The 25366-nt window shown below is 67.4% G+C and carries 24 protein-coding genes and 1 tRNA gene; 14 read left to right on the forward strand and 11 right to left on the reverse strand.

What is annotated here, in order from left to right; all coding sequences use genetic code 11:
• Nucleotides 1-12: 12 nt before the first annotated feature.
• Nucleotides 13-1044 (forward strand): PLP-dependent cysteine synthase family protein, encoded by a 1032-nt coding sequence (locus ACFWUP_RS07205; RefSeq protein WP_379231675.1) that lies wholly within the window; start codon nucleotides 13-15, stop codon nucleotides 1042-1044.
• Between the two features lie 163 nt (nucleotides 1045-1207).
• A complete protein-coding gene (locus ACFWUP_RS07210; protein ID WP_379231677.1) occupies nucleotides 1208-2599 on the forward strand; it encodes an MATE family efflux transporter in 1392 nt (463 codons plus the stop codon).
• Nucleotides 2600-2639: 40 nt separating this feature from the next.
• Here the strand turns inward: ACFWUP_RS07210 and ACFWUP_RS07215 are convergent, their stop codons facing one another.
• Nucleotides 2640-3215: a TerD family protein gene (locus ACFWUP_RS07215; protein WP_378636082.1), complete on the reverse strand. Its 576-nt coding sequence runs from the start codon at nucleotides 3213-3215 to the stop codon at nucleotides 2640-2642.
• Nucleotides 3216-3253: 38 nt separating this feature from the next.
• Nucleotides 3254-3739, reverse strand: coding sequence for a hypothetical protein (locus tag ACFWUP_RS07220; protein ID WP_379231679.1), 486 nt, complete (start codon nucleotides 3737-3739; stop codon nucleotides 3254-3256).
• 210 nt (nucleotides 3740-3949) lie between these two features.
• Between ACFWUP_RS07220 and ACFWUP_RS07225 the strand changes: the two genes are divergently transcribed.
• Nucleotides 3950-4531: a hypothetical protein gene (locus ACFWUP_RS07225; RefSeq protein WP_379231681.1), complete on the forward strand. Its 582-nt coding sequence runs from the start codon at nucleotides 3950-3952 to the stop codon at nucleotides 4529-4531.
• 4 nt (nucleotides 4532-4535) lie between these two features.
• On the opposite strand, the gene ACFWUP_RS07230 is transcribed toward ACFWUP_RS07225, so the two are convergent.
• Together ACFWUP_RS07230 and mfd are read right to left on the reverse strand one after the other, a co-directional pair.
• Nucleotides 4536-5237 carry a MazG family protein gene (locus ACFWUP_RS07230; RefSeq protein WP_379231683.1) on the reverse strand — a complete coding sequence of 234 codons (702 nt, stop codon included), beginning with the start codon at nucleotides 5235-5237 and terminating at the stop codon, nucleotides 4536-4538.
• Nucleotides 5234-8848 carry a transcription-repair coupling factor gene (gene mfd, locus ACFWUP_RS07235; protein ID WP_379231685.1) on the reverse strand — a complete coding sequence of 1205 codons (3615 nt, stop codon included), beginning with the start codon at nucleotides 8846-8848 and terminating at the stop codon, nucleotides 5234-5236. Before mfd ends, ACFWUP_RS07230 begins: the two co-directional genes overlap by 4 nt.
• 214 nt (nucleotides 8849-9062) lie before the next feature.
• Here mfd and ACFWUP_RS07240 point away from each other — a divergent pair, with 214 nt between their 5' ends.
• Complete coding sequence (locus tag ACFWUP_RS07240; RefSeq protein ID WP_379231687.1) at nucleotides 9063-9686, forward strand: TIGR03085 family metal-binding protein; 624 nt, start codon at nucleotides 9063-9065, stop codon at nucleotides 9684-9686.
• A 1-nt stretch (nucleotide 9687) separates the two neighbouring features.
• Here ACFWUP_RS07240 and ACFWUP_RS07245 read toward each other — a convergent pair whose 3' ends face one another.
• Together ACFWUP_RS07245 and ACFWUP_RS07250 are read right to left on the reverse strand one after the other, a co-directional pair.
• On the reverse strand, nucleotides 9688-10335 hold the full coding sequence (locus tag ACFWUP_RS07245) for a TetR family transcriptional regulator (RefSeq protein WP_379231689.1): 648 nt from the start codon (nucleotides 10333-10335) through the stop codon (nucleotides 9688-9690).
• A gap of 160 nt (nucleotides 10336-10495) precedes the next feature.
• On the reverse strand, nucleotides 10496-11134 hold the full coding sequence (locus tag ACFWUP_RS07250; protein ID WP_379231691.1) for a TetR/AcrR family transcriptional regulator: 639 nt from the start codon (nucleotides 11132-11134) through the stop codon (nucleotides 10496-10498).
• Nucleotides 11135-11451: 317 nt separating this feature from the next.
• Between ACFWUP_RS07250 and ACFWUP_RS07255 the strand changes: the two genes are divergently transcribed.
• From ACFWUP_RS07255 to ACFWUP_RS07285, 7 genes are all read left to right on the forward strand, one after another.
• Nucleotides 11452-11522: transfer RNA gene (locus tag ACFWUP_RS07255), tRNA-Gln, on the forward strand.
• Nucleotides 11523-11615: 93 nt separating this feature from the next.
• Nucleotides 11616-13106 carry a bifunctional UDP-N-acetylglucosamine diphosphorylase/glucosamine-1-phosphate N-acetyltransferase GlmU gene (glmU, locus tag ACFWUP_RS07260; RefSeq protein WP_379231693.1) on the forward strand — a complete coding sequence of 497 codons (1491 nt, stop codon included), beginning with the start codon at nucleotides 11616-11618 and terminating at the stop codon, nucleotides 13104-13106.
• Complete coding sequence (locus ACFWUP_RS07265; RefSeq protein WP_379231695.1) at nucleotides 13103-14083, forward strand: ribose-phosphate diphosphokinase; 981 nt, start codon at nucleotides 13103-13105, stop codon at nucleotides 14081-14083. The genes glmU and ACFWUP_RS07265 overlap by 4 nt, the downstream gene beginning before the upstream one ends.
• Nucleotides 14084-14186: 103 nt before the next feature.
• Entirely contained in the window at nucleotides 14187-14699 is a 513-nt protein-coding gene (locus ACFWUP_RS07270; RefSeq protein ID WP_379231697.1) for a hypothetical protein, read from the forward strand.
• Nucleotides 14700-14761: 62 nt separating this feature from the next.
• A complete protein-coding gene (locus ACFWUP_RS07275) occupies nucleotides 14762-15295 on the forward strand; it encodes a hypothetical protein (RefSeq protein WP_379231699.1) in 534 nt (177 codons plus the stop codon).
• Nucleotides 15296-15315: 20 nt separating this feature from the next.
• Nucleotides 15316-15981 (forward strand): DUF2461 domain-containing protein, encoded by a 666-nt coding sequence (locus ACFWUP_RS07280; RefSeq protein ID WP_379231701.1) that lies wholly within the window; start codon nucleotides 15316-15318, stop codon nucleotides 15979-15981.
• A 56-nt stretch (nucleotides 15982-16037) separates the two neighbouring features.
• Complete coding sequence (locus tag ACFWUP_RS07285; protein ID WP_379231703.1) at nucleotides 16038-16412, forward strand: hypothetical protein; 375 nt, start codon at nucleotides 16038-16040, stop codon at nucleotides 16410-16412.
• Nucleotides 16413-16558: 146 nt separating this feature from the next.
• Here the strand turns inward: ACFWUP_RS07285 and egtD are convergent, their stop codons facing one another.
• The 4 genes from egtD to egtA form a co-directional block, all read right to left on the reverse strand.
• A complete protein-coding gene (gene egtD / locus ACFWUP_RS07290) occupies nucleotides 16559-17530 on the reverse strand; it encodes an L-histidine N(alpha)-methyltransferase (protein WP_379231705.1) in 972 nt (323 codons plus the stop codon).
• Entirely contained in the window at nucleotides 17530-18567 is a 1038-nt protein-coding gene (locus ACFWUP_RS07295; RefSeq protein ID WP_379231707.1) for a class II glutamine amidotransferase, read from the reverse strand. Before ACFWUP_RS07295 ends, egtD begins: the two co-directional genes overlap by 1 nt.
• On the reverse strand, nucleotides 18567-19901 hold the full coding sequence (egtB, locus tag ACFWUP_RS07300) for an ergothioneine biosynthesis protein EgtB (RefSeq protein ID WP_379231709.1): 1335 nt from the start codon (nucleotides 19899-19901) through the stop codon (nucleotides 18567-18569). Before egtB ends, ACFWUP_RS07295 begins: the two co-directional genes overlap by 1 nt.
• Before the next feature lie 190 nt (nucleotides 19902-20091).
• Nucleotides 20092-21369 (reverse strand): ergothioneine biosynthesis glutamate--cysteine ligase EgtA, encoded by a 1278-nt coding sequence (gene egtA / locus ACFWUP_RS07305; RefSeq protein WP_379231711.1) that lies wholly within the window; start codon nucleotides 21367-21369, stop codon nucleotides 20092-20094.
• Nucleotides 21370-21492: 123 nt separating this feature from the next.
• Between egtA and ACFWUP_RS07310 the strand changes: the two genes are divergently transcribed.
• The gene (locus tag ACFWUP_RS07310; protein ID WP_379231713.1) at nucleotides 21493-22671 is read left to right on the forward strand and encodes an aminotransferase class V-fold PLP-dependent enzyme; all 1179 of its coding nucleotides are present in this window, start codon (nucleotides 21493-21495) and stop codon (nucleotides 22669-22671) included.
• On the opposite strand, the gene ACFWUP_RS07315 is transcribed toward ACFWUP_RS07310, so the two are convergent.
• Entirely contained in the window at nucleotides 22661-22831 is a 171-nt protein-coding gene (locus tag ACFWUP_RS07315; RefSeq protein WP_379231715.1) for a hypothetical protein, read from the reverse strand. The genes ACFWUP_RS07310 and ACFWUP_RS07315 overlap by 11 nt on opposite strands.
• Nucleotides 22832-22923: 92 nt before the next feature.
• Here ACFWUP_RS07315 and ACFWUP_RS07320 point away from each other — a divergent pair, with 92 nt between their 5' ends.
• On the forward strand, nucleotides 22924-23382 hold the full coding sequence (locus tag ACFWUP_RS07320) for a lysophospholipid acyltransferase family protein (protein WP_379231717.1): 459 nt from the start codon (nucleotides 22924-22926) through the stop codon (nucleotides 23380-23382).
• Nucleotides 23383-23516: 134 nt separating this feature from the next.
• A complete protein-coding gene (locus ACFWUP_RS07325; protein WP_379231719.1) occupies nucleotides 23517-25160 on the forward strand; it encodes a fatty acyl-AMP ligase in 1644 nt (547 codons plus the stop codon).
• Nucleotides 25161-25366 lie beyond the last annotated feature (206 nt).

Here is a 25366-nt window from a genome sequence, read left to right on the forward strand (position 1 = left end):
GAGGAACACCCCATGGCTCTCGTCACGCGCGTGACGGACCTGATCGGCCGCACCCCCCTGTTCGAACTCGCCGTCACCGACACCGGGACCCGGCTGCTGCTCAAGCTCGAACAGTTCAATCCCACCGGCGCCGCCAAGATCAGAATGGCCCGGTCGATGGTGCTCGACGCGGAGCGGCGGGGTTTGCTGCGCGATGGCGGGCATATCATCGAGTCGACGTCCGGGAACACCGGACTCGGCTTGGCGGTGGTCGCGGCCGAACGCGGCTATCGATTCACCGCCGTGGTCGACAACCACGCCTGTAAGGACAAACTGCGCGCGATGCGAGCCATGGGCACCGACCTGGTGTTCGTCGCCGACGACGACAGCGACGAACTGGCCACCTCGGCACGCGAGGACCTCGCCGAGGCGATGGCCGCCGCCCGCGACGACGCGTACTTCACCGAACAGCACAACAACGACGCCAACGCCGTCGGCTACTACGCCGTCGCCGAGGAGTTGCTGGCCGAGGTGGACCGGGTCGACATCCTGCTCTCGGCGGTCGGTACCGGCGGCTCCCTGTTCGGCACCGCCACCCGCCTGCGCGATCTCGGTCTGCCCGCCCGGGTGATCGGCGTCGAGCCGGTCGGGTCCATCGCGTTCGGCGGCGAGGGCGGACCGTACTGGCAGTCGGGCACGGGCACCCCGCCCGGCGCGACCATCGGCACCGCCGTCGACTACGCGCTGCTCGACGAGGGCGTGAAGGTCAGCGATGTGGATGCCTTCGCCACCGCCCGCGCCGTCGCCAAAACACACGGGCTGCTGATCGGCGGTTCGGCGGGCGGTTCGGTGCACAATGCCTTGGCCCGGCTCGAGGAGTTCCCGGCCGGGTCCACCGTGGTGACCATCGTGTGTGATGGTGGCGAGAAGTACCTCGACACCGTGTTCGACGACGAGTGGATGAGCGCGCGCGACCTGCTCGATGCCGACGCCGAAGCCGACGTCACCACCCTGCTGCGCCGGTATTCGCCGCTGCGGCGTCAGGACGAATTGATGGAGGTCTAGTGAGCGCGATCGCGCGCCACACGAGCCCACCGCCCCGGAGTGACCGGGTCAGCGGGCCACGCACCGAATCGCGTCGACAGAGCCATCGGGCCGACCCGACCGCGCGGGACTGTGAACCCGGCGCACCGGTTCGGGCGATCACGCACTATCGCGAGGTCAGCGCGTGAGCGGCGCACGGGCCGACAGCAGCGCGCTGGCGAAGCTCGCGACGCCGATCGCACTCACCCAGTTGGCGCAGATCGCGGTGTCGACGACCAATCTCGCGCTGATGGGCACGCTCGGGGTGCGCGAGGTCGCCGCGGGTGGGTTGGCGCTGGTGTTGTTCAACCAGATCCGCACGATGTGCGTCGGGCTGATCACCGGCACCGGGAATCAGATCGCGGGTGCGCTCGGCGCGGCAGGCAAGCGTGGCGACAGCGCCGACGGCGAAGTGCGCGCGGTGGTGCGGGCCGCGTTCGTCATCGCGACGCTCGCCGGTCTGCTCGGTGGGGCGCTGCTGATCGGGCTCGGCTGGGTGTTGCCCTGGCTCGGTCAGGATGCGGCGGTGCTCGAGCTGGCGCGGCCGATGATGATCGCGCTCGCGCCCGGATTGCTGCCGTGTCTGTGGTTCCAGGTACTGCGGCAGTACACCGTCGGGATGCAGCGTCCGCAGGCGTTACTGCTGGTCACGCTCGGTTCGGTGGCGTTGAACCTGGTGCTCGCGCTGGCCTTCATCCACGGCTGGGCCGGGATTCCGGCGATGGGGCTGACGGGTGTGGGCATCGCGACGTCGCTGGTTTTCCTGATCACCTTCGGGGTGTTCTGGGCGATGGTGCGCCACGACGAACAACTCGGGCGAACCCTGCCGTCGACGCCGTGGCCGGTGCGCTGGGCGACGGTGCGCGAGGAGCTGCGCCTCGGCACGCCGATCGCGCTCACCTACGGCTCCGAAGCGGGCATGTTCTCGGTGCTCGCGCTGGTGATGGGCAGTTTCGGGCCCGCCGCGCTGGCCGCGCACAGCGTCGTCTACCAGATCATCTACATCGTGTTCCAGATGGCGATCGGGCTCTCGCACGGTGCGTCGATCCTGGTCAGCCATGCCGTGGCCCGGGGCGAATACAGTCACGCGCGCGCGCTGGCTTGGCTGGCGTTGCGGATGGCCGCGGTGATCGCGATCGTCACCGGGGTCGTCTACGTGCTCGCCCCCGACATCGTGCTGGCGCCGTTCCTCGATGCCACCGACACCGACACGGTCGCCATCGCGCACACCTTGCTGCTGATCGGCATCGTGCTGCAGTTCTTCGACGCCGCCCAGAACATCGGCACCGGACTCCTGCGCGGGCTCAAGGAAACCTCCGCGGGCTTCCGGCTCTCGCTCGTCGGCTATTGGGGCGTCGGTCTTCCGGCCGCGCTACTGCTCGCGTTCCCGCTGCACTTGGGTGCGGCGGGCGTGTGGTGGGGTCTGACGGCAGGCCTGGCGACCACCGCCGCGCTCATGCTGCGCAAGTACTTCGCGCTGCTCGATCAGGCCAGTACGGCGCGGCCGCCGCGCGTGCCCGTCGGCCAGACACGATAAAGGCGGGCGACGTGATGTCGCCCGCCTCAGTCATGGATCGTCAGAGATTCACACCGTAATCACGAGCGATACCCGCAAGACCCGAGGCGTAGCCCTGGCCGACGGCGCGGAACTTCCACTCGTTGTTGTGGCGGTAGAGCTCACCGAAGACCATCGCGGTCTCGGTGGACGCGTCCTCGGACAGGTCGTAGCGAGCCAGCTCCACGCCGGTGTTCGCGTCGGTGACGCGGATGTAGGCGTTGCGGATCTGACCGAACGACTGGCCACGGGCCTGGGCGTCGTGGATCGAGACCGGGAAGAAGATGTTGGTGATCGTCGGCGGGGTGGCCGCCAGGTCGACGTTGATGATCTCGTCGTCGCCGTCGCCCTCACCGGTCAGGTTGTCACCGGTGTGCTCGATGGTGCCTTCCGGCGAGCGCAGGTTGTTGTAGAAGACGAAGTGCTGATCCGAGAGCACTTTCAAATTCGTGCCGGTGGCCAGCGCGCTGGCGTCCAGGTCGTGGTCGGCACCGGTGGTGGTGCGCACGTCCCAGCCGAGGCCGACCGCCACCTTGGTGAGGTTGTCGGTCTGCTTCGACAGCGAGACATTGCCGCCTTTGGCGAGTGTGACGCTCATGAGAACCCTTCTGTCCAGATGGTGTGCCGTAGAAGAACTTACGCTGTGGGTCCGCTGTCGGCCCAGGTTCGCAGTGTCTCGACCCGACCCTCGAGCGCCCGCAGCTCGGTGTCGTCGAGGACGGTGCGCTGGATGCCACGGTCGACGGCGAACGCGGACTGGCGATGATCGTCGATCACGTCCACGTCCAGCTGCACCGCCGTGTAGTCCTCGGCTTCCGGCATCTGCTCGGCGATGACCTTCGCCTGTCCGCGCGCACACAACGCCACATTGCCGCCACCCAGAATCAGCAACGCCACCTCCGGTTGCGCCCGCAGCCGCGCCAACGACCCACGATCGGACTTCAAACTGATCAGAATCCGCCGGTCCCCCGCGCGCACGGGCCACGAAACGGGGATCGCGTGCGGCGCCGGATCGGTGGTCACCAGCACGGCGATGGTCTCCTGCGGCCACACCGGCAACACGTCCAGCTCGGGATGATCGGTCATCACGTCCTGTCCTGCCGGATCTACCTCTGTACCCATCAACCTCACCTCGACGATCGCCGGACCCCTGCCCCCGCCGCGCACGACGAGCTACTCCGAGTCTAAAGCGGTGTGGCCCTTGCCCGCTGGCGCGCGCAGGATTGTCCACAAGATCTCAGCAACGTCTCAGATCCGGCGATCAGGTCTTGACCGGCGGAGTATTGTTAGCTCATCGGTAACTGATCACTGTCAACGACGACAGGGTGCGTCATGAACGTCAGGAAATCACTCGTTGCCGCCGCGGCGGGATTACTCGGTGTCGCGACGTTCGTCCCCGCGCTGGCGAATGCCGACCACGGTGACCCGCAGAACGGTTGCGTTCCCTACCACTCGTTTCCGTCCGACGGACCGCGACCGTGCGTGATGGAGCAGGTACGAATCGGTCCGACCGCCACCATCGGCGACGGTGTCTGCGTGGGTCCGGTCACCGCGGGCGGCACGGCCTACGACGGTCCGCTCGTCGACAACGCGTACGTTCCGAACACGCCGGTCGGTGCCGAACACGTCGTCTCACTGCACCTCACCGCCGGCTTCTGGCTCCTGCCGTCGGTCCCGCTGGGCGCATGCAACCTGACGGCCACCCTGCACTGGCGCAACCTCGACACCGGTGCCGCGGGCGCGGAAACCCGGTCGGTGGAGCCCTACCTGTGCATCAACATCTACTGCGAGCCGGAGCTCCGCGACCGCGCATCTCCCACGGTCCACCTCCAGACCGGCCCCGGCCGTGTCCACATCGACCTCACGACCAACCACCCCAGCGTGCCTGCCGGGACCGACGTCCTCGTGCCATGAGCGGTCAGCGGGACCAATAGGTGCGCCAGTCCTGCGGGGCGAGGGGCGCGCGGATGCCACGGTCGGCTTCGGCTGCGTCCTCGGTCGCGCGGATGGTGGCGGCGAAGTCGAGGGTCGCTTTGCGGAGGCGTTCCTCGGCGGAGTCGGGCCCACCCAGTTCGATCACGCGCAGGGCGTTCGGGATCAAGTCGTCGGGTAAGCCCGCCGCGGCGCTGCGGGTGCGGATCTTTTCGGCCAGCGCCAGTGCGGGTTGGGCCATGGCTATGCCGTCGAGGCAGGAGCGGCGGGATTTTTCGGCGGATTTGCGCTCCTCCCAAGCCTTTTCCTGGGCGGCGATCTTGTCGGCTACCGAGGTGCCTTCGGAGAAGGTGTCGTCGGTGAGGTAGGGGCTGCGGTGGACGAGTTTGTCCACCAGGGTGGCTGCTACGTCGTCGACGGTGAATTCGCCTGCGTGTTCGGCTATTCGGGAGTGGAAGAGGACCTGGAGTAGCAGGTCGCCGAGTTCTTCCTTGATGGTTTCGGCGTCGCCTGCTCCGATGGCGTCGAGGAGTTCGTAGGTTTCCTCGAGGAGGTAGGGGCGTAGGGAGTCGTGGGTTTGGGTGCGTTCCCAGCCGCCGAAGTTCCAGAGGCGGTCCATCACCTCGACGGCGTTGGCCAGGCTCGCGGCGACGACGGCGGTGTCGGCTTGTTCCTGCGAGCTGCTCATCGCGGCGCTCCGGCTTCCGTGGGAACCGAAAGATCCACCATCCCTTGCGGTTTGCCGTCCATCGCCAGGAGGAAATCGGCGACGAACTGCAGCACGGCCACGTCTCGTACCCGGTCGGCACCGACGCTGTCGGTGATGCGTGGCAGTGGCAACTGGATGAGGCCACTGGCGGGGCGGTAGGTGGCGGCGGGATAGAGCCGCTTGAGCCGAAGCTGTTTGGAATCAGGGAGATTCAACGGCGCGATCTTCAGCGACGAACCGGTGACCACGATTTCGGAGACGTCGTACTCGCGGGCGAGCAGACGCAGCTTGGCCACCGAGACCAGTCGCCCGACCTCCACCGGCAGCGGTCCGTAGCGGTCGACGAGTTCTTCGATCACCGCCGACAGGGCCGTATCGTCCTGGGCCGCAGCGAGTTTGCGGTAAGCCTCGAGACGAAGGCGGTCGCTGGCGATGTAGTCGGGCGGGATGTGCGCGTCGACGGGCAGGTCGATGCGCACCTCCTTGTTCTCCTCGGTGACGATCGGCTTGCCGTCGGCGGCCGCGCGGTAGGCCTCCACGGCCTCGCCGACCAGCCGCACATACAGATCGAAACCGACACCGGCGACGTGACCGGACTGCTCGGCGCCGAGCACGTTGCCCGCGCCACGGATTTCGAGGTCCTTCATCGCCACGGCCATACCGGCGCCGAGATCGGAGTTCTGCGCGATGGTGGCCAGACGGTCGTAGGCGGTTTCGGTGAGCGGCTTCTCCGGCGGGTACAGGAAGTAGGCGTAACCGCGCTCACGGGACCGGCCGACACGTCCGCGCAGCTGGTGCAACTGTGAAAGGCCAAGGGAGTCGGCACGTTCCACGATCAACGTGTTCGCGTTGGAGATGTCGAGGCCGGTCTCGATGATCGTGGTGCAGACCAGCACGTCGTATTCGCGCTCCCAGAAGCCCTGCACGGTCTTCTCGAGCTGGTCCTCGTTCATCTGACCGTGCGCCACGACCACCCGCGCCTCCGGCACGAGATCGCGAATCTTCTTGGCGGCCTTGTCGATCGAGGACACCCGATTGTGCACGTAGAACACCTGGCCGTCGCGCATCAGCTCGCGGCGGATGGCGGCGGTGACCTGTTTGTCGTTGTAGGCACCCACGTAGGTGAGCACCGGGTGCCGTTCCTCGGGCGGGGTGAGGATGGTCGACATCTCGCGGATGCCTGCCAGGCTCATCTCCAGGGTGCGCGGGATAGGGGTGGCCGACATGGTGAGCACGTCGACGTGGGTGCGCAGTGCCTTGATGTGTTCCTTGTGCTCCACACCGAAGCGCTGTTCCTCGTCGACCACGACCAGGCCGAGGTCCTTCCAGCGCACACCGGTCTGCAGCAGGCGGTGGGTGCCGACCACGATGTCGACAGAGCCGTCGGCGAGCCCGGCCAAGATCTCCTTGGAATCGCTCGCATCGGTGAACCGCGACAGGCCGCGCACCGTCACCGGGAAGCCCGCGACACGTTCGGTGAAGGTTTGCAGGTGCTGCTGGGCGAGCAGCGTGGTCGGTACGAGCACGGCGACCTGCTTGCCGTCCTGCACCGCCTTGAACGCGGCCCGCACGGCGATCTCGGTCTTGCCGTAACCCACATCGCCACAGACCACGCGGTCCATCGGGACCGGCTTCTCCATATCCGACTTCACATCCGTGATGGCGGTCATCTGGTCGACGGTCTCGGTGAACGCGAACGCGTCCTCCATCTCCTGCTGCCACGGCGAATCCGGGGCGAAGGCGTGACCGGGCGCGGCCTGGCGCGCGGCGTAGAGCTGCACCAGCTCGCCCGCGATCTCGCGAACAGCCTTGCGCGCCTTGCGTTTCGTATTTGCCCAGTCGGAGCCACCGAGCTTGGACAGGCTCGGCAGTTCGCCACCGACATAACGGGAGAGCTGGTCCAGGGATTCCATCGGCACGAACAGTCGGTCGCCGGGCTGGCCGCGCTTGCCGGGTGCGTATTCGATTACCAGGTATTCGCGGCGGGCACCACCGATGGTGCGTTCGATCATCTCGACGAACCGGCCGATGCCGTGCTGGTCGTGCACCACCATGTCGCCGGAGGTCAGCGCCAGCGGGTCGACCTGGTTTCGGCGCTTGGCGGGCAGACGTTTGCCCTCGGTGGGCGCGGTGACCCGGTTGCCGGTGAGGTCGGATTCGGCGACGACCACCAGGCCCGCGTCGTCGAAGATCAGGCCGTCGTGCAGCGAACCGCACAGCACTCCGACGACGCCCGGTTCCGGGACCGCACCGGCGGGCAGCAGCGCGGCGGGCACTTCGGCCTCACCGAGCCGTTCCAGCACGCGCTGCGCCGTGCCGTGGCCGGTCACCACGACGACCGCACGCCCGCCCGTGGCGACGTGCGCGCGCAGCGACGCGAAGATGGTGGCGACCAGTTCCTCGGAACCCCGCGCGGTGGGCCCCGATTGCACCGGCAGGTTCACTTCGATCGGGTCACCGGAACTGAGCGGACTCAAGGTCCACCACGGCAGCCCGAGTTGGTCTGCGCTGGTATGCAATTCGGTGAGGCTGCGATAGCCGGACGCTGCCAGGTCGAGACCCTTGGCACCCAGCGGCGCGTCGCTGCCGAAAGAGGCTGCGGTCCAGGATGCTTCGAGGAATTCCTCGCCGGTGCGCACGAGATCGGCTGCGCGCGTGCGGATCTTCTCCGGATCACACAGCAGCAGCTGGGTGCCCTCGGGCAGCGCCTCGGTGAGCAGGCTGAGTTTGCCCGGCGCCAGCACCGGCAGCAGGGCCTCCATGCCGTCCACCGGGATGCCCTCGGCGATCTTGTCCAGCATCTCGACCAGGGAGGCGTCGGCCTCGTTGTCGGCGGCGACCGCGGCGGCACGTTCACGCACCGGCGTGGTGAGCAGCAGTTCGCGACACGGCGGCGCGACCACGACATCGACTGTGCTCTCGCCGATCGAGCGCTGATCGGCGACCGAGAACGGGCGGATCTCGCTCACTTCGTCGCCCCAGAACTCCACGCGCACCGGATGATCCGCAGTCGGCGCGAACAGGTCGAGGATGCCGCCGCGCACCGCGAACTCGCCGCGCTTGCCGACCATATCGACCCGGGTATACGCGAATTCGACCAGGCGGGAGAGCAATTCGTCGAAGTCGTAGTCCTCACCGACCCGCAGCACGACCGGTTCGATATCGCCGAGCCCGGCCGTCATCGGCTGCATCAGCGACCGCACCGTGGTGACCACAACCCGCAACGGATCGGGATAGACGGAGTCTTCGGGATGGGCGAGTCGGCGCAGCACCTCGAGCCTGCGGCCCACCGTGTCGGGGCCCGGCGAGAGGCGTTCGTGGGGCAGGGTCTCCCACGACGGGAACATGGCCACCGACGGACCGAGCATCTCGGTGAGTTCCACGGTGAGATCGTCGGCCTCGCGACCGGTCGCGGTCACCACCACGAGCGGGCGCTGATCGGCCATCGTCGCGGCGACGAACGGCCGCACCGCCGACGGTGCGACCAGTTCCACCCCGGACTTGCCGACCAGGTCGGTGACCATCCGCAGCGCGGCGTCACCCGCGACCGCCTCGGCCAGACCGGCGAGCGGGGGACGAAGGGAGGACATTGTTCGCTCCTGAATGCGCAGACGAGTGGGCGGACGAGCCGTCTCGAAGTCTAGCCACCGGGTCCGACACCTCACGTGCCGCCGGTAGCGCCCGCCCAGACGCGGTCGGGCGCGAGGATTTGTCCGACCGACCGGCGCATCCTCGTGCGGACGCTCGAGCGGATCCGATCGGCGTACACGGGCCGGTCGAGTCCGCCACGCGTAGGGTCGAGTCGTGAGCCTGGCCAGACGTGAACGTCATGCCCTTGTGGAAACGATGACCGAGGCGGGTCCGGGCGCGCCGACCCTGTGCGGCACCTGGACGGTGCACGACCTCGCCGCCCACCTGGTGGTCCGCGAACGCAGGCCCGACGCTTCGCTCGGCATCGTCGTGAGCCCGCTGGCCGGCTACCTCGAAAAAGCTCAGGCGAAGATCGCGCAGCGCCCGTTCACCGAACTGCTCGAACTGGTCCGCACCGGACCGCCGTGGTGGTCGCCGCTGCGCCCGGTCGACGCGGTCGCCAATCTCAGCGAGATGTTCGTCCACCACGAAGACGTTCGTCGGGCCGAACCTGGCTGGGAGCCAAGGCGATTAGCACAGCAAGACGAAGATCGCCTGTGGCGAACTCTTCGCACCATGGCCCGCGCGGCCTACCGCAAGGCGCCGCTCCCGGTCGTCCTCGCGACGCCGCAGGGCGACACGATCACCGCCCATCGCGGCGACGGCGCCGAGGTGGTCCTCACCGGAACCCCCTCGGAACTGCTACTGCACGCCTTCGGCCGCGACGAAGTCCGGATCACCGCGACCGGAGCCGACGCCGACGTGCGGGCGGTGCTCGCCACCGACCGCAGCGTGTGAACTAGACGATGTAGCGACGCAACCTGCGCGCGGCGAATTCCCGGAAGTACGAGAGCTTCTCCGGCGGCACCAGCGAGGGCAGCAGGAAATACCAGGCCCGTTCCATCCGCGCCGCCATCTGATCCATCGACTCGGTGCCGACCGCGACGATGTGCACGCCCGCGGTCAGCTCCTGCAGCAGCACACCGACGATCTCGGGGTCGAGGTCGGCGATCAGATCGCCCTGGGCGATGGCCCGCTCCGACAGCAAACGGTAGGTCTCGCCCCAGGTCTTGGCGATATTGTCGCCCTGGGCGCCGCGATAGTCGCCGATCTGGTGGGTGAGCTTGAGCATCGCCCCCACCATCGGATCGTTCATCGACAGATCGGCCACCACATAGGTGATCCCGATACCCGCTTCCAGCGCGGGCACCCGGGAGTCGAAGAAACCCTTGCAGGATCCGATCAGGCGCTCGTTGCCCTGATCGACCACCGCACGGGCCAGCTCCTCCTTGGAGCCGAAGTGAAAGTACAAGGCGCCCTTGGTCACATTGGACTGCGCGATGATTTCGCTCAAGCTCGCGTTGGCGTAGCCCAAACGGAGAAAGACATCGGCAGCACCAGCAAGGACGGAGTCGCGGGTGATCTCCGCGCGTGCTTGCCTAGCCATCAGATCCGCCTGTCATCCAATAATCCAGCCATCCTGAAGTAGACCGACATCCCGAAATTTGCTCGACATACCGCCCGGCAGCACCCAAAAGGATGTGTGAACCGTACCACCAGGCAGCAAAACGGCTGCCGAATCATGGATTCGGTTCGCCCGGCACGCGCTATCTCCCGGTTACCCCACCGTTGGTCGGTGTAGTCCCCGTATTCCATTCGGAGCTGAGACCCGGTTCGGCTTCCAAATGACTCAAACCGTTCCAGCACAGGTTGACCAGGTGCGCCGCGACCACCTCTTTGGGCGGGGTGCGTTCGTCGAGCCACCAGGTGGCCGTCGTCGAGACCATGCCGACGAGAGCCTGGGCGTAGAGCGGGGCGAGGCTGGTATCGAAATCGCGACGGCTGAAATCGCCGGCCAGGAGGTGCGCGACCTCCCTGACGGCCTCGTTGAGCAGGCTCGAGTAGCGACCGTCGGAGTTCGCCGCGGGCTGATCGCGGACCAGGATCCGAAAACCGTCGGTCCGCTCCTCGATATAGGTGAGCAGGGCCAACGCCACCTGCTCCAATCGCACCCGCGAGCGGTTCTGGGTGAGCGAGGACGTGATCATCTCCAGCAGCATCGACATCTCGCGATCGACGACCACCGCGTAGAGGCCTTCCTTGCCGCCGAAGTGCTCGTAGACGACCGGCTTGGACACCTGCGCGCGCTGCGCGATCTCCTCGATCGAGGTCGCGTCGTACCCCCGTTCCGCGAACAACGCGCGCCCGATCTCGATCAACTGCTGCCGTCGCTGCGTACCGGTCATCCTGGGCCTGGTTGCCCGAACTGGCTCACCAGAGGACATGAGCGCTCCCCCGCCTCTCCGTGTCTCTTGCCGGTCTTCACGTGTTGGTCCAGTTCCGCGCCGGGCCGACGGACATGCGCGGTCGAACTGTTGGACGTCCCCGAGGAGTTACCCGTGTACTCGCGAGATCTGTACGAACGTTCCAGAAGGCTAGCAACGCCTCGCAACGCAGTGCGCGACAGGCGTGCACAAGATTCGCCTGGGGACCGGATCGTGTGCGAGGATCTGTGGCGTGCCGTAGCACAGTGGTGGGCTAGGACAGCCCACTGGTGTAGCGATCCGCCGTAGTGTAATGGCAGCACCTCTGATTTTGGTTCAGATAGTTCAGGTTCGAGTCCTGGCGGCGGAGCACACGGACACACAGTGACGTATCGTCGGCCCGCACCATCTACCGACCGAACCCGCCACAGCACACTCGCTGACAGGCAGCCGAGGGAGATCCATGCCACCGCAGACCGCCGTCGTCGTTCTCGCAGCAGGTGCAGGAACGCGAATGCGGTCGAAGACTCCGAAAGTGCTGCACCCCTTGGCAGGCCGTTCGATGCTCTCGCACGCGCTGCACGCCGCCGTCGAGATCGATCCGACCCACCTGATCACCGTTGTCGGGCACGACCGCGAGAAGGTCAGCGCCGCCGTGGCGGAGGTGGGCAAGGAACTCGGCCGCGAGATCGTGTGCGCGCTGCAGGAACAGCAGCTCGGAACCGGTCACGCGGTGCAGTGCGCACTGGGCTCGATCCCGGCGGACTTCGACGGCGACCTCCTCGTCACCTCGGCCGATGTGCCGTTGCTCGACGGACACACCCTTTCCGCGCTGCTCGACGAGCACCGCAGCTACGCCGACCGGCCCGCCGTGACGGTGCTGACCTTCGTCCCCGACGACGCCAACGGCTACGGCCGGATCGTGCGCGACGACGACGGCCAGGTCGCCGAGATCGTCGAGCATGCCGACGCCACTCCCGCCCAGGCCAAGATCAAAGAGGTCAACTCCGGTGTCTACGCGTTCGACGCGTCGGTGCTGCGGACCATGATCGGGCGGCTGTCCACCGCCAACGCCCAGCACGAGCTCTACCTCACCGATGTGCTGCGGCTGGCCCGCGAAGCCGGACATCCCGTGCACGGCGCGCGGCTGATCGACTCGAACAAGGTCACCGGCGTGAACGACCGGGTGCAGCTGTCCCAGGCGGGCGCCACCCTCAATCGCTACATTCTCGAACGTCACATGCGCGCGGGCGTCACCATCATCGACCCCGCCACGACCTGGATCGACGCGAGTGTGCGGATCGGGCGCGACGCCGTGCTTCGTCCCGGCACCCAACTCTTCGGCGAGACCCACATCGGTGAGGACGCCGAGATCGGACCCGACACCACGCTCACCGATGTGGTCGTCGGCGAGGGCGCCAGCGTGATCCGCACCCACGGCCATGGCGCCGAGATCGGTGACGGCGCGACCATCGGACCGTTCAGTTATCTGCGGCCCGGCACGGTCGTGGGCGAGGCAGGCAAGCTCGGCGCGTTCGTCGAAACCAAGAACGCCTCGATCGGCGCGCACTCGAAGGTGCCGCACCTCACCTACGTCGGCGATGCCACGATCGGCGAGTACAGCAACATCGGCGCGTCCAGTGTTTTTGTGAACTATGACGGGGTGAACAAGCACCACACCGTGGTTGGTTCACATGTGCGAACAGGTAGCGACACCATGTTCATCGCACCGGTCACCGTGGGTGACGGGGCGTATACGGGTGCGGGTACTGTACTGCGCAGAAGCGTTCCACCGGGTGCACTCGCTGTGTCGGGCGGTCCGCAGCGAACTATCGATAACTGGGTGCAGCGCTACCGTCCAGGAACCGCTGCGGCGCGCGCGGCGGCGGAAGCCATCGCGGCAGACGAGACGTCTTCGACGACAATCGAGCAAAAGGATGGCAACCAGCAGTGACCGCGTTCTCGATCGACAACCAGAAGAACTTGATGCTCTTCGCCGGCCGGTCACATCCTGAGCTGGCCGAGCAGGTCGCCAAGGAACTCGACGTCGACATCACGCCGCAGACCGCGACCGATTTCGCCAACGGTGAGATCTTCGTGCGGTTCGAGGAGTCGGTTCGCGGTTCCGACGCCTTCGTGCTGCAGAGCTTCCCCGCGCCGCTGAACCAGTGGCTGATGGAACAGCTCATCATGATCGACGCGCTCAAGCGCGGTTCGGCCAAGCGGATCACCGCGGTGCTGCCGTTCTACCCGTACGCGCGCCAGGACAAGAAGCACCGCGGCCGCGAGCCGATCTCCGCTCGCCTGGTCGCTGATCTTCTGAAGACCGCCGGCGCCGACCGCATCATCAGCGTCGACCTGCACACCGACCAGATCCAGGGCTTCTTCGACGGCCCCGTCGATCACATGCACGCGCTGGTGCAGCTATCGGACTACATCCGCACCAACTACCCGTCCGACAACCTCGCGGTCGTCTCCCCCGATGCGGGCCGCGTGAAGGTCGCCGAGAAGTGGGCCGACGCGCTCGGCGGCACGCCGCTGGCGTTCATCCACAAGACCCGCGACCCGCTGGTGCCCAACCAGGTGAAGTCCAACCGCGTCGTCGGTGACGTCGAAGGCCGCACCTGCGTGCTGATCGACGACATGATCGACACCGGTGGCACCATCGCCGGCGCGGTGAAGGTGCTCAAGGAAGCAGGCGCGGGCGACGTGATCATCGCGGCCACCCACGGTGTGCTCAGCGATCCGGCCGCCGAGCGGCTGGCCACCTGTGGTGCCAAGGAAGTCGTCATCACCAACACGCTGCCGATCAGCGAGGACAAGAAGTTCCCGACGCTGACCGTGCTGTCGATCGCGCCGCTGCTGGCCCGCACCATCCGCGAGGTCTTCGAGAACGGCTCGGTCACGGGCTTGTTCAACGGCAACGCCTAGTCTTTCGAATTCACCTACGGCCCTCCGGCATTCGCCCGGGGGGCCGTTTGTGGTGCGTGGGCCGTTTGCGTGGTAGGCATGGGTATTGATGTGAGGGGGCGGTATGGGGACTGAGCCGGAGCGGCGGGTCGAACTCGGTAAGGATGTGCCTCGGGTGCAGGATGCGCCAGAGCCGGCGGGCGGGGAGCCGTGGGGTGGGATCGCGCATCCGGGGCCCGCTGTCGAGTTGCCGCCTTATCCGCCGCCACCGCCGGGGCCGGTCTATCCCGTTCCTGGTTATCCCGTCGCCGGTTATCCCGTGCCGGGCAATCCGCGGGCGCCCTACGGTGCGGTGCCGTATCAGCCGTATCCGCCGCCGCCGGGTTACGGGTACAAGGACAACACGCCGCTGTGGTCGATCTTCAGTTTCTGCTGCGCGGCGGCTTCGGTGTTCGGCGGATTGGCGATGTGTGGGCTGCCGGTGCTGGTCACCGCGCCGACCGGGATCGTGCTGGGGCTGGTCGGGCATGCGAAGGGCGAGGAGATGGGCAAGTGGGCCGCGATCGTCAACGGGGCGATCGCCGCACTGGCCGCGCTACTCGTGATCGTGTTCGTCGCGTTGCTGGGCGGTCTCTGAACCGCGGCGCGCGATACTGGTAAGCGGTAGCCACACCGATCGCCCCGACCAGGGAGGTTTCGATGAGCACACCGCAGGACCCCGGTTCGGAATCCGAGCACCGGCCCCGCCACGCCAAACCGGAACCAGAACTGCCCGAGGTCTCCGACGAGTCCGAGGACAGTTCCGCCGGGCAGTCCGAGGTGACCTTCTCGATCTTCGACGACGCGCCTGCGCCGAAATCGGGCGCTGACAAGGCGGGGCGGCCCGAGGTGTCGTATTCGCTGCTCGACGACACCCCCGCCGAGAAATCAGTCCACGAGCCGCAGGAACAGGGGGGTCGGCCCGGTGTCGATTACGGCGGCTTGCCGATCGACACGCCTGAATCCGACGCCCCCAAGCGCCAGACCTGGTCGACGGTCGGGTTCGTTTTCGCCGTGGTCGCGCTGCTGTTCTTCCCGATCATCTTCGGCGTCATCGGCATCGGCTTCGGCCTCTACGCCCACAAGAAGGGCGAAACGCTCGGCTACTGGTCCGCGATCGCCGCGCTCACGGCTTTGCTGGCCGGGCTCGCGATCCGGATCTTCTTCTTCGACGCCACCCCGATCCCCGAATAGAACTGAGAACCACCGCACCGATGGACGCTTTCACCGGATTCCCGCTCGCCGGCCTCGACTTCTACGAAGACCTCGAGGCCGATAATTCGAAGGCCTTCTGGAACGCGCACAAACACATCTACGACGAGTCCGTGCGCACCCCGATGACCGCGCTCTGTGCCGAACTCGCGGCGGAATTCGGACAGGCCAAGATCTTCCGGCCCTACCGTGATGTCCGGTTCTCCGCCGACAAACTGCCCTACAAAACGCATCAGGGCGCGGTCGCGGGGGTGTCACCGGGCGTCGGCTGGTACGTGCAGGTCGGGGCGGCCGGGTTGTTCGTCGCGGGCGGCTGCTTCCGGCCCTCACCCCCGGCCCTCGCCGTCCTGCGCACCACCATCGACGACGACGTGCGCGGGCCGGAACTCGAAAAGATCCTGGCCGCGACCACGGCGGCAGGCTTCACCCTCGGCGGCGACAAACTCAAAACCAAACCGCGCGGCTACCCCATCGACCACCCACGCATCGAGCTGCTCCGCCACAAATCCCTGACCGTGCACCGCGAATTCGGCGCCCCCGACTGGCTCACCACCCCCGCCGCCGCCACCCATATCCGCCGCGCCTGGAACGACCTGCGCCCGCTCGTCGAATGGTTCGCCGCCGTCCTCGAGGGCGTCCCCGAAGACACCAGCGGCCGCCGCCCCTGAACGACACCAGAGCGTGCCTCGTGACGGACGGCGATCGGAGGCCGATACTGGAACCCATGAGCCGTGAACCGCTGGACATGGACATGGGCGATGACGATCAAGCCGACGACATCGTCGAATACGAACGCTATGTGGAGGACCCACCCGCCGACTACGTGATCCGCAATCACGAAGCCGACGCCGACGGTTTCCTCGGCATCAACGAGGAAGTCGCCGAGGAATACACCGAGCGAGGCTCCCGCCACGAGGCGATGGAAGAGGACGAACGTCCCGCCGAGGAAGTCGCGATGGGTGTACGCGGCGACGACAGCGTCGACGGCGACCTCTTCGACGACGATGCCATCGACGGCGAGGAAGGCGTCGAAAAAGACCTGGAGGGCGACGAAAACCTCATCAGCGGCGAATACCTCGCCGACGAACTCGACCTCTAGTTCCCGCGACGCGGCGACCGGTGGTCCCGGACCGTCGGCGCACCGTCCCGGCGACGGGAAGTTTCGACGCGAACGCGACCGATGTCCGGTCATGCGCCGACCGGTGCCTTGTCGGCGTCGGCGGGGAGCCGGTTGGCGTCTTCTGATCAGCGGCGTTCGGCCAGGGTGAGGATGAAGCGGTGGTCGGGGTCGGTCCAGGTGTTGGTGGGGGTGAAGCCCGCGGTGTGGAGTTCGGTGGACAGGGATTCTGGGCGGAATTTGGCGGAGATTTCGGTGCGCATTTCTTCGCCTGCGGTGAAGTGGACGGTGAGGTCGAGGGCTTTGATGGTGGCGGTCATCGGTTCGGTGGCTCGGAGGCGCATTTCGATCCACTCGTTTTCCGGGTCCCAGAGGGCGATGTGGTCGAATTTCTCGGGGGCGAAGTCGGCGTCCAGGCGGTTGTTGAGGACGTGGAGGACGTTGCGGTTGAATTCGGCGGTGACGCCCGCGGCGTCGTCGTAGGCGGGGACCAGGATCGCGGGGTCGATGACCAGGCCTGCGCCGAGCAGGAGTAGTTCGCCGGGTTCGAGGACTTCGTGGATGCCTGCCAGGAAGTCGGCACGCTCGGCGGGGACCAGGTTGCCGATGGTGCCGCCGAGGAAGGCGATCATGCGGCGCCCGCCCCGGGGCAGGTTGTGCAGGGTGTCGGTGAAATCGCTGACCACGCCGTGCACGGACAGGTTCGGGTATTCGGCGGCGATCTCGTCGGCCGCGCCGCGCAGCGCTGATGCCGAGACATCCTGCGGTACATAAGTTTTCAGTGAGCCTTCGGCGGTGAGCGCATCCAGCAGCAGGCGGGTCTTCGCGGCCGAGCCCGAGCCCAGTTCGACCAGCACCTCCGCATGGGCCGCCGCGGCGATCTCGCCGACGACGCGCTCGAGCAGGGCGCGTTCGGTGCGGGTCGGGTAGTACTCGGGGAGTTCGGTGATCTGCTCGAACAGTTCGCTGCCGCGGGCGTCGTAGAACCACTTGGGCGGCAACGACTTCGGGGTGGCGGTGAGGCCGGTGCGGGCGTCGGTGCGCAAGGCCGTGGTGAGATCGTCGTCGGTGAGGTGGATGTCCAGCAGCGGCGCGGTCATTAACGGACCCTTTCGGTGGCGGGGAGTTCGGTGATGGTGCAGTGGCCTGGGGTGGCGTTGACCAGCTGGCGGTCGGCGATGGATTGCCAGCGTGGGTCGGCGTCGTAGGGTTCGGAGGACAGCACTGTGTAGTCGTCGGCGACGAGCGCCGACAATGCATGCCAGCAGGTGGTGGCCCACAGTTGGATTCCGTTGCCGAGCAACAGGTTCAAGCGGGCTTTCGGTTGGTGTCGGAGCACAGCCGCGACGAGTAGTTGCAAGGCGTCGGCCGGGGAGGTGACCGGGCCGGCGGGAGCGATCGCCCCGAGGAGTCCTCGTAGCAGCACCCACAGCGCGGCGGAATCGGTCAGCGCCTCAGCTTGCAAAAGGACGGCGGGCGACCCGAACCGCACGGCGGAGCTGGGCAGGCCATCGCATTCCGGTGCGTCGGCCTCAGCGGATTCGGCCACCACCGACGGCACATCGGCGGACCTCGCGCTCGGCCGCATCCGGACGGATGTATCCGTGCCGAGCGTTGCGGCGGCGGGCATCTCATCCGCGACCGACACAGAAGCCCCGAATACCTCGCCGCTATCCGATCGGGCCGAGGTGTCCGCGCCGGCAGCGAAGGCTTCGTTCAGGTCGGCGACAACGGCCACAAGGGTGGTTCGCCAATCCGGGATCACTCCGTTGTGGCTGAAGGCCCAGTGTTCGTCGGTGAACGGGGCGCAGGCGGAGCGTTCGACCGGCATGCCGACCGTGGCCGAGCGGACGGCGGCGAGCACCGAGCGGGATTCGAGTTGGCCGAGGACCTCGGCGACGGCGGGGTCGGTCCAGATGGGGGCGTGGTTGCGGTAGCGGGTGACGGTGCCGCGGGCGCTCTCGATGCCGACATCGGCGCGGCGCCACCAGGCGACGCCGAAGCCGTCGGCGTTGATGGTGCCGCCCGCGCGCATGTCGGTGGGTGCCCACGACTGGGCGTAGAGCGAGTGCGGGCCGCGCATGACCAGTTCGCCGACGCCGACCGGTGGGCCGACGTAACCGAGGTGTCTGCACATCAGCGTTCGTCCTCGCGCAGGTCTCTGGCGAGGCGGAAACCGGCGAAGATCTGGCGGCGGATCGGGTGATCCCAGTTGCGGAAGGTGGCACGGCAGGCGACCTCGTCGGTGCCGAAGGAGCCGCCGCGCAGGATGCGGTAGTCGCCGCCGAAGAAGACCTCCGAGTACTCGCGGTAGGGGAACGCGCGGAAGCCCGGGTAGGCCTCGAAACCCGAGGAGCACCACTCCCAGACGTCGCCGATGAGCTGGTGCACGCCGGTGGCCGAGGCACCTGCCGGGTAGGCGCCGACTTCGGCGGGTTCGAGGTGCTGCTGGCCGAGGTTGGCCCGGTGCGCGTCGGGCTGCTCCTCGCCCCACGGATAGCGCCGCGATACACCGGTTTCCGGGTCGAAGCGCGCCGCCTTCTCCCATTCGGCCTCGGTCGGCAACCGCTTACCGGCCCAGCGCGCGAAGGCCTCGGCCTCGAACCAACACACGTGCACGACAGGCTGATTCGGCCGCAGTGGAGTTCGGACGCCGAATGCCAACCGCGTCCATGCGTCACCGTCGCGCTCCCAGAACTGCGGTGCGACCAGGCCGGCATCCTGGCGGTGCGACCAGCCACGCTCCGACCACAGCTCGGGACGGTCGTAACCGCCGTCGTCGATGAAGGCGAGGAACTGTGCGTTGGTCACCGGCGCGACATCGATCGCGTAACCGTCGACGTGCACCGGATGGGCAGGCTGTTCGTTGTCCAACGCCCAGGGATCCGCCGAGGTGCCCATCAGGAATTCGCCTGCCGCGATGACGATTTCGCCGCCGACCGGCACCTGCGCGACGGGCGCGGGCGGGGCCGACAGTACCGGCGTGCCGATGCGCAACTGATGGGTGGCGAGCATGGTCTCGTCGTGCTGCTGCTCGTGCTGGGCGATCATGCCGAAGGCGAAACCGTTTTCCACCAGCGGATTACCGGCCAGATCACTGGAATCGAGGACATCGAGGACCTTTTCGCGCACCGAACCGACGTAACCCCGCGCCTGCTCGGGATTCAGCAGCGGCAGCGCGGGGCGGTTGGACCTGGCGTGCTTGAACGCGTCGTAGAGCTCGTCGATATCGGCCCGAACCGCCTCGCGCCCACCGACATCGCGCACCAGCCACAGTTCTTCCTGGTTTCCGATATGCGCCAGATCCCACACCAGCGGTGACATCAACGGCGAATGCTGCGCGACGAGATCGGCTTCGTCCACGCTGTCGGTCAGCAAGGCGGTGCGGCGGCGAGCACGCTGCAAGACCTCGGCGATCCTGGCACGCGTACGGTCGCGGTCGCTGTGGTCGGCGGGGGCGGAAAGAGTCACGAGAGAAGCTCCGAAACAGACTGGTCGACAACGGCTTCGGGTGGAAGCGAGGCAGCGGGCCTCAGGCCGAGTACACGGATGCGCGGCGCAATTGCGGACACGCGACAACGAGCGCGAGACGGGCGATCATCGGCTGCGCGCTTCAGGCGATCAGCGGCCGAGTGCTTCAGTCGCCCGGCCGACAACGAAGTCATCGGACCTCGCCCGAGCCGTCGACCTCGGCGAGCGGACTACGACCGGCCCGACATCGGCCGGCCGCGCTCGCCAATTCGGCAGCGGCAGCGGATGTTCGCGCATGGGCTGCGGCCAGATCCAGCACATCGACCGCCGCGCGGCGCAATTGCGGATCGAGCAGCCCGCAGCGGGCCGACGTCAACCACTCCCCCGCAGTGGGTGCGGCAAGCGCGGTCGCCTCGGCAACCACCGCCGGGGTCGACAGCAGCGCGTCGAACAGGTGGATCGGGGTGGTCCACGCTTCGCCGGGTTGGGTGTCGAGGTAGCGGACCTCGAGGTGACCGGAGGCTCGAACCGGCGGAAACAACGTGGTCAGGTGGTAGTCCAGATCGGCGCGGGTCGGTCGGCGGCCGACTTCGTCGTCGAGCGCGCCGGACAGCCAGTCGGCGAAGGTGGCGCCGGGCGGCGGGGACCAGTCGGCGTCGATGTCGGTGCAGCGCACGCACAGCAGGGGCACGTCGAGTGCCCAGTGGGCGTAGGAGGTGATCGGGTCGGCCCAGTCGGCCACCGGGGGTCTGGTGCGGGAAGGGTCCAATCGCAACCAAGTGCGCATTCGCTGTGACGCCCAGTCCCCGCGCGGAACGCCGTGCAGGCGCGGTGAGCAGGCGAATGCGGCGATCAGGGTGGGGCCGAGGACGTAGAGGGCGGTCCAGCGGGCCCTGACCTCGGCGGGATCGGCGCCCGCGTCCACGCTGACCTGGGTGGCGGCGGTATTGCACATCATCAGGGCGCCGAACGGGCCGACGCCGTCGAAGCGACGTTCCATCGCGGCGTAGCGGGGCAATCGGAGCAGTCGCTCGGGGGGACGGCCCGCGTCGGCGGCGGCGGCGAAGATGCTGATCTCTCGGGCGGCGAGCAAGTCCCGCAAACGGGCTGCATCAGCGCGCAGATGCTGGGTCAGCGCGGCCGGATCGGCGAACGGTGCGCTGGAAAGTTCTATCTGACCACCGGGTTCGATGGTGACCAGGCTCCCGCCGGGCAGGGGTGTCGCGGGCGAAGTGGGAGCGATGGAGGTAGGAGCGTGCGGCCCGAGGGCCGCGGCGAGCTGGTCGAGCGAGGGCCGTGAACCGGTGGGCCCTGCGGTGAGCCATTCCAGTTCGGCGCCGATCAGCGCCGGTGGCCCGAGCTTGAAACAGACCCCGCCGACATAGGCCTCCGCAGCCGCCCTGGACGACAGTTCGCCCTGTTCGGGGGCATAATCGGGCCACGATGAACGTTCCAGGGTGACCGCCATACCAACCTCCGCGTGCTGTGTGCTGCCGGGGAACCTGCGTTTCGCTCATTCCAGAGTAGCGAGAACCACCGACAGGAAAAGTGACGAAAAGGCGAACGGCCCGACGGCGCTATCGTCGTCACCATGCTTGACCTCGCCGCGATCAGAGCCGCCACCCCAGGACTTGCCAACGGTCAGATCTTCTTCGACAGCGCCGGATCATCCCTACCCCCGCAGGTCGTGCTGGACACGATGATCGGCCATCTACACCGCGAAGCCGAGATCGGTGGCTACCGTGCGGCTAACGAACGTCTCGACGACCTCGCGAAGGTGAAGACCTCGCTCGCCACCCTGATCGGCGCCACCCCCGACACCATCGCCCTCAGCGACAGCGCGTCCCGGTCATGGGCCGATTTCGCCTACTCGGTCCCCCTGCACCCCGGCGACCGGATCCTGATCTCGGGCGCCGATTACGCCAGCAACGCGATCGCCGCCCTGCAGCGGGCGAAGCAGACCGGCGCGGTGGTCGAGCGCATTCCCAGCGACGACACCGGACGTCTCGATACCGATGCGCTCGCCGACATGCTCGACGACCGCGTTCGCCTGGTCTCGCTGCAGCACGCACCGACCAACGGCGGCCTCGTGAACCCGATCGCCGAGGCCACCCGAATCGCCCACGAAGCCGGTGCGCTGGTGCTGCTCGACGCCTGCCAATCGACCGGTCAGCTACCCATCGACGTCACCGAACTCGGCGTCGACGCCATGTCGAGCACCGGCCGCAAGTGGTTGCGCGGACCCCGTGGCACCGGATTCCTCTATGTCCGTGCGGAATTGGCGCAGACGATGGAACCGGCCCGCCTCGACCTGCACAGCGCTCAGTGGGTGAGCCCCGGCGAATACCGCCTGGCGCAGGACGCCTCCCGTTTCGAATTCTGGGAATGCGGTGTCGCCGCCCGCCTCGGCCTCGGCGCCGCCGTCGACTACCTGCTCGAACAGGGCCCCGCCGAGGTCTACGCGGCGGTCGCCTCCCATGCCGAGTACCTGCGTAAAACCCTGCCCGAACTGCCCGGGGTAACCGTGCGCGATCTCGGCATCGAACACAGCGGCATCGTCTCGTTCACCGTCGACAACCACGACCCCGAACAGCTACGCGATCGTCTCGCCGCACACGCGATCACCGTCACCGTCAGCCACGCGGGCTCCACCCTGCTGGACATGACCGAGCGCACCCTGCCCGCCATCCTGCGCGCCTCCCCGCACTACTTCGTCAGCCAGGACGACCTCGACCGCTTCGTCGCGACGCTGGCCGAGCTCACCCGCTGAGCCGCGCGAGGTGCTCGCGGACGATCCAGTCCACGAGCACCCGCGGGTCCTGATCAGGGGCAACGATCTCCAGCGTTCGGATCGTCGCCAAACCGTGCACATTGGTCCACAGGGCGAGCGCGCGCTGCGGCGCGGAATCGGGCGCGACCTCGGCAACCAACCCGACCACCTGCTCGAACAGCGGCCGCGTCGTCGCGCGCAGGTTCTCGCCCGACCCCGCGCGCCGCGATAGCCCCGAGCAGCGCCGTATGGGTGGGAAAGTATTTCGCGGGTACCGGGCTGCGGGGGCGGTTCAAGCGCTGGTTCTTCACCGCGGCGGGGCAGGTGCCGGTGGATCGGACCGGTGGGGACGCGGCCGCTGTCGGAATCCTCGAACGCGGCGGTGTCTGGGCAATTCACCCAGAGGGCACACGGTCACGGGATGGCAGGGTCTATCGTGGTCGGACCGGGGCGCTGCGCGTTGCCATGGCCACCGGGGCACCGGTGGTGCCTGTGGTCTTGGACGGTTCCGATCGCATGAATCCTCGCGGTCGGAAACTGTTGCGTTTCACCAAGGTACGCATCACCGTCCACCCGGCGCGACACTATTCCGCAGCAGGTCATCATGCCCAGGTCAGAGTGGCAACGGATCTGCTGATGCGGGAAATTGCCGCGCTATCGGGTAGACCATATGTAGACCGCTACGCAGCTTCCTTCGCTGTCGAGAGCTGATCAGCAGGGGTGCTGGACGTGTCAGCCCGATTAACACGCGCGGAGCGGAGCGGGATTTCTTTGTTGAGAGTGCACAGGGTTGGGATTGCACTAGCACGGCCGTAACCGATCGTTGGCGTAAAGGGAGACCGACGTTGAGCAGGTTCACCGACGAAATGTTTGGCACAGCGTTGACCAGCTCGAAGGGGCTGGTCACCGGAGAGCCGGAGGCGCCACTGCGGCAGACCTGGGGGGAGATTCATCGGCAGGCACGGCGGATGGCGGGTGGTCTCGCGGCCGCCGGGATCGGACACGGCGACGCGGTCGGCGTGCTGGCAGGCCTGCCCGTCGACATCGCGCCCGCCTGCCAGGCCATCTGGATGCGTGGCGCGTCGATCACGATGCTGCATCAGCCGACCCCGCGTACCGACCTCGAGGTCTGGGTGCGCGACACCGAAACAGTGCTGCGCATGATCGAGGCGAAGGCCGTGGTGCTCGGCGCGCCGTTCGCGGCCGCCGAACCGGTGCTGCTGGAACGCGGGATCACTGTGGTGCGAATCGAAGACCTGCACAACGGTCCTGACGCCGACCCGGTGGCCACCACCGAGGGCGATATCGCTTTGCAGCAGTTGACCTCTGGGTCCACCGGATCGCCCAAGGCGGTGCGAATAACCCACGGCAACTTCTACGTCAACGCCTACGCCATGTTCAACCGGGTCAAGTTCCAGACCGACGACGACGTGATGGTCAGCTGGCTGCCCCTGTTCCACGATATGGGCATGGTCGGTTTCCTCAGCGTGCCAATGCAATTCGGTGCCGAAGTGGTGTGCGTGACGCCGCTGGATTTCCTGGCCAGGCCACTGCTGTGGGCCGAACTGATCGACAAGTATCGCGGAACCGTCACCGCCGCACCGAATTTCGCCTATTCCCTGCTGGCGCGGCGACTGCGGCAGGCCGAGGATGCCAACCTGGATTTGTCGAGCGTGCGCTACATGTGGAACGGCGCCGAACCGGTCGACCCCGACACCATGACGGCGCTGGCGGCGGCGGGAAAGCAGTTCGGGCTCAACCCGATGGCCCTCACACCGGTCTACGGCATGGCCGAGACCACCCTGGCCGTGTCGATCCCCGACCCCGGCCACGGGCAGGTGCTCGACGTGATCGACGCCGACCTGCTCGAAGCCGTCGGCAAGGCGGTGCCGGTCGCCGAGGACGGCCACCACGGCACCCCACGCAGACTGCCGACCCTGGGCCACCTGGTCGACGACCTGGAAGGCCGCGTCGTCGACGCCGAACGCCAACCGCTGCCGGTTCGCTCGGTCGGCGTCATCGAATTGCGCGGTCCCGCCGTGACTTCCGGCTACGTCACCGTCGACGGCTTCCGCCCCGCCCAGGACGCCGACGGCTGGCTCGACACCGGCGACATCGGCTACTTCACCGAAGACGGCCTGATGGTGGTGTGCGGGCGAATGAAGGACGTCATCATCATGGGCGGGCGCAACATCTACCCCACCGACATCGAACGAGCCGCCCTGCGCGTAGCGGGAGTCCGCCCCGGCAACGCGGTGGCCGTGCGCCTGGACGCGGGCGAGAAACGCGAAAGCTTCGCAGTGGTAGTCGAATCCAACGACTACCAAAACCCCGACGAGGTGAAACGCATCGAAAAGGAAATCGTCCACGAGGTCTTCGCCGAGGTGGGTTCACGCCCCCGCACCGTGGCAGTCCTAGGCCCCGGCGCCCTCCCGAAAACCTCCTCGGGCAAACTCCGCCGAGCCGCCACCGCAGTCCACCTGCGGTAACCCCACCCGCCCGCACACCCCCCCCCGAACCACCACAACCGCACCCACCACGCAGTACACCCAGATCCACCATGACCGCACTCCCAGCCACCCACGCCCGACCCTAGGGAGGGCCCGCCGCGCAGCGGCGGTAGCGGCCCGGCCGCGAGTTAGCCGCCGTTGCGACGAGGCGCAGCCTCCAGCAACCGCGGCAAACACGCCGCCCC

Source organism: Nocardia sp. NPDC058658 (genome assembly GCF_042716665.1).
Classification (GTDB): Bacteria; Actinomycetota; Actinomycetes; order Mycobacteriales; family Mycobacteriaceae; genus Nocardia.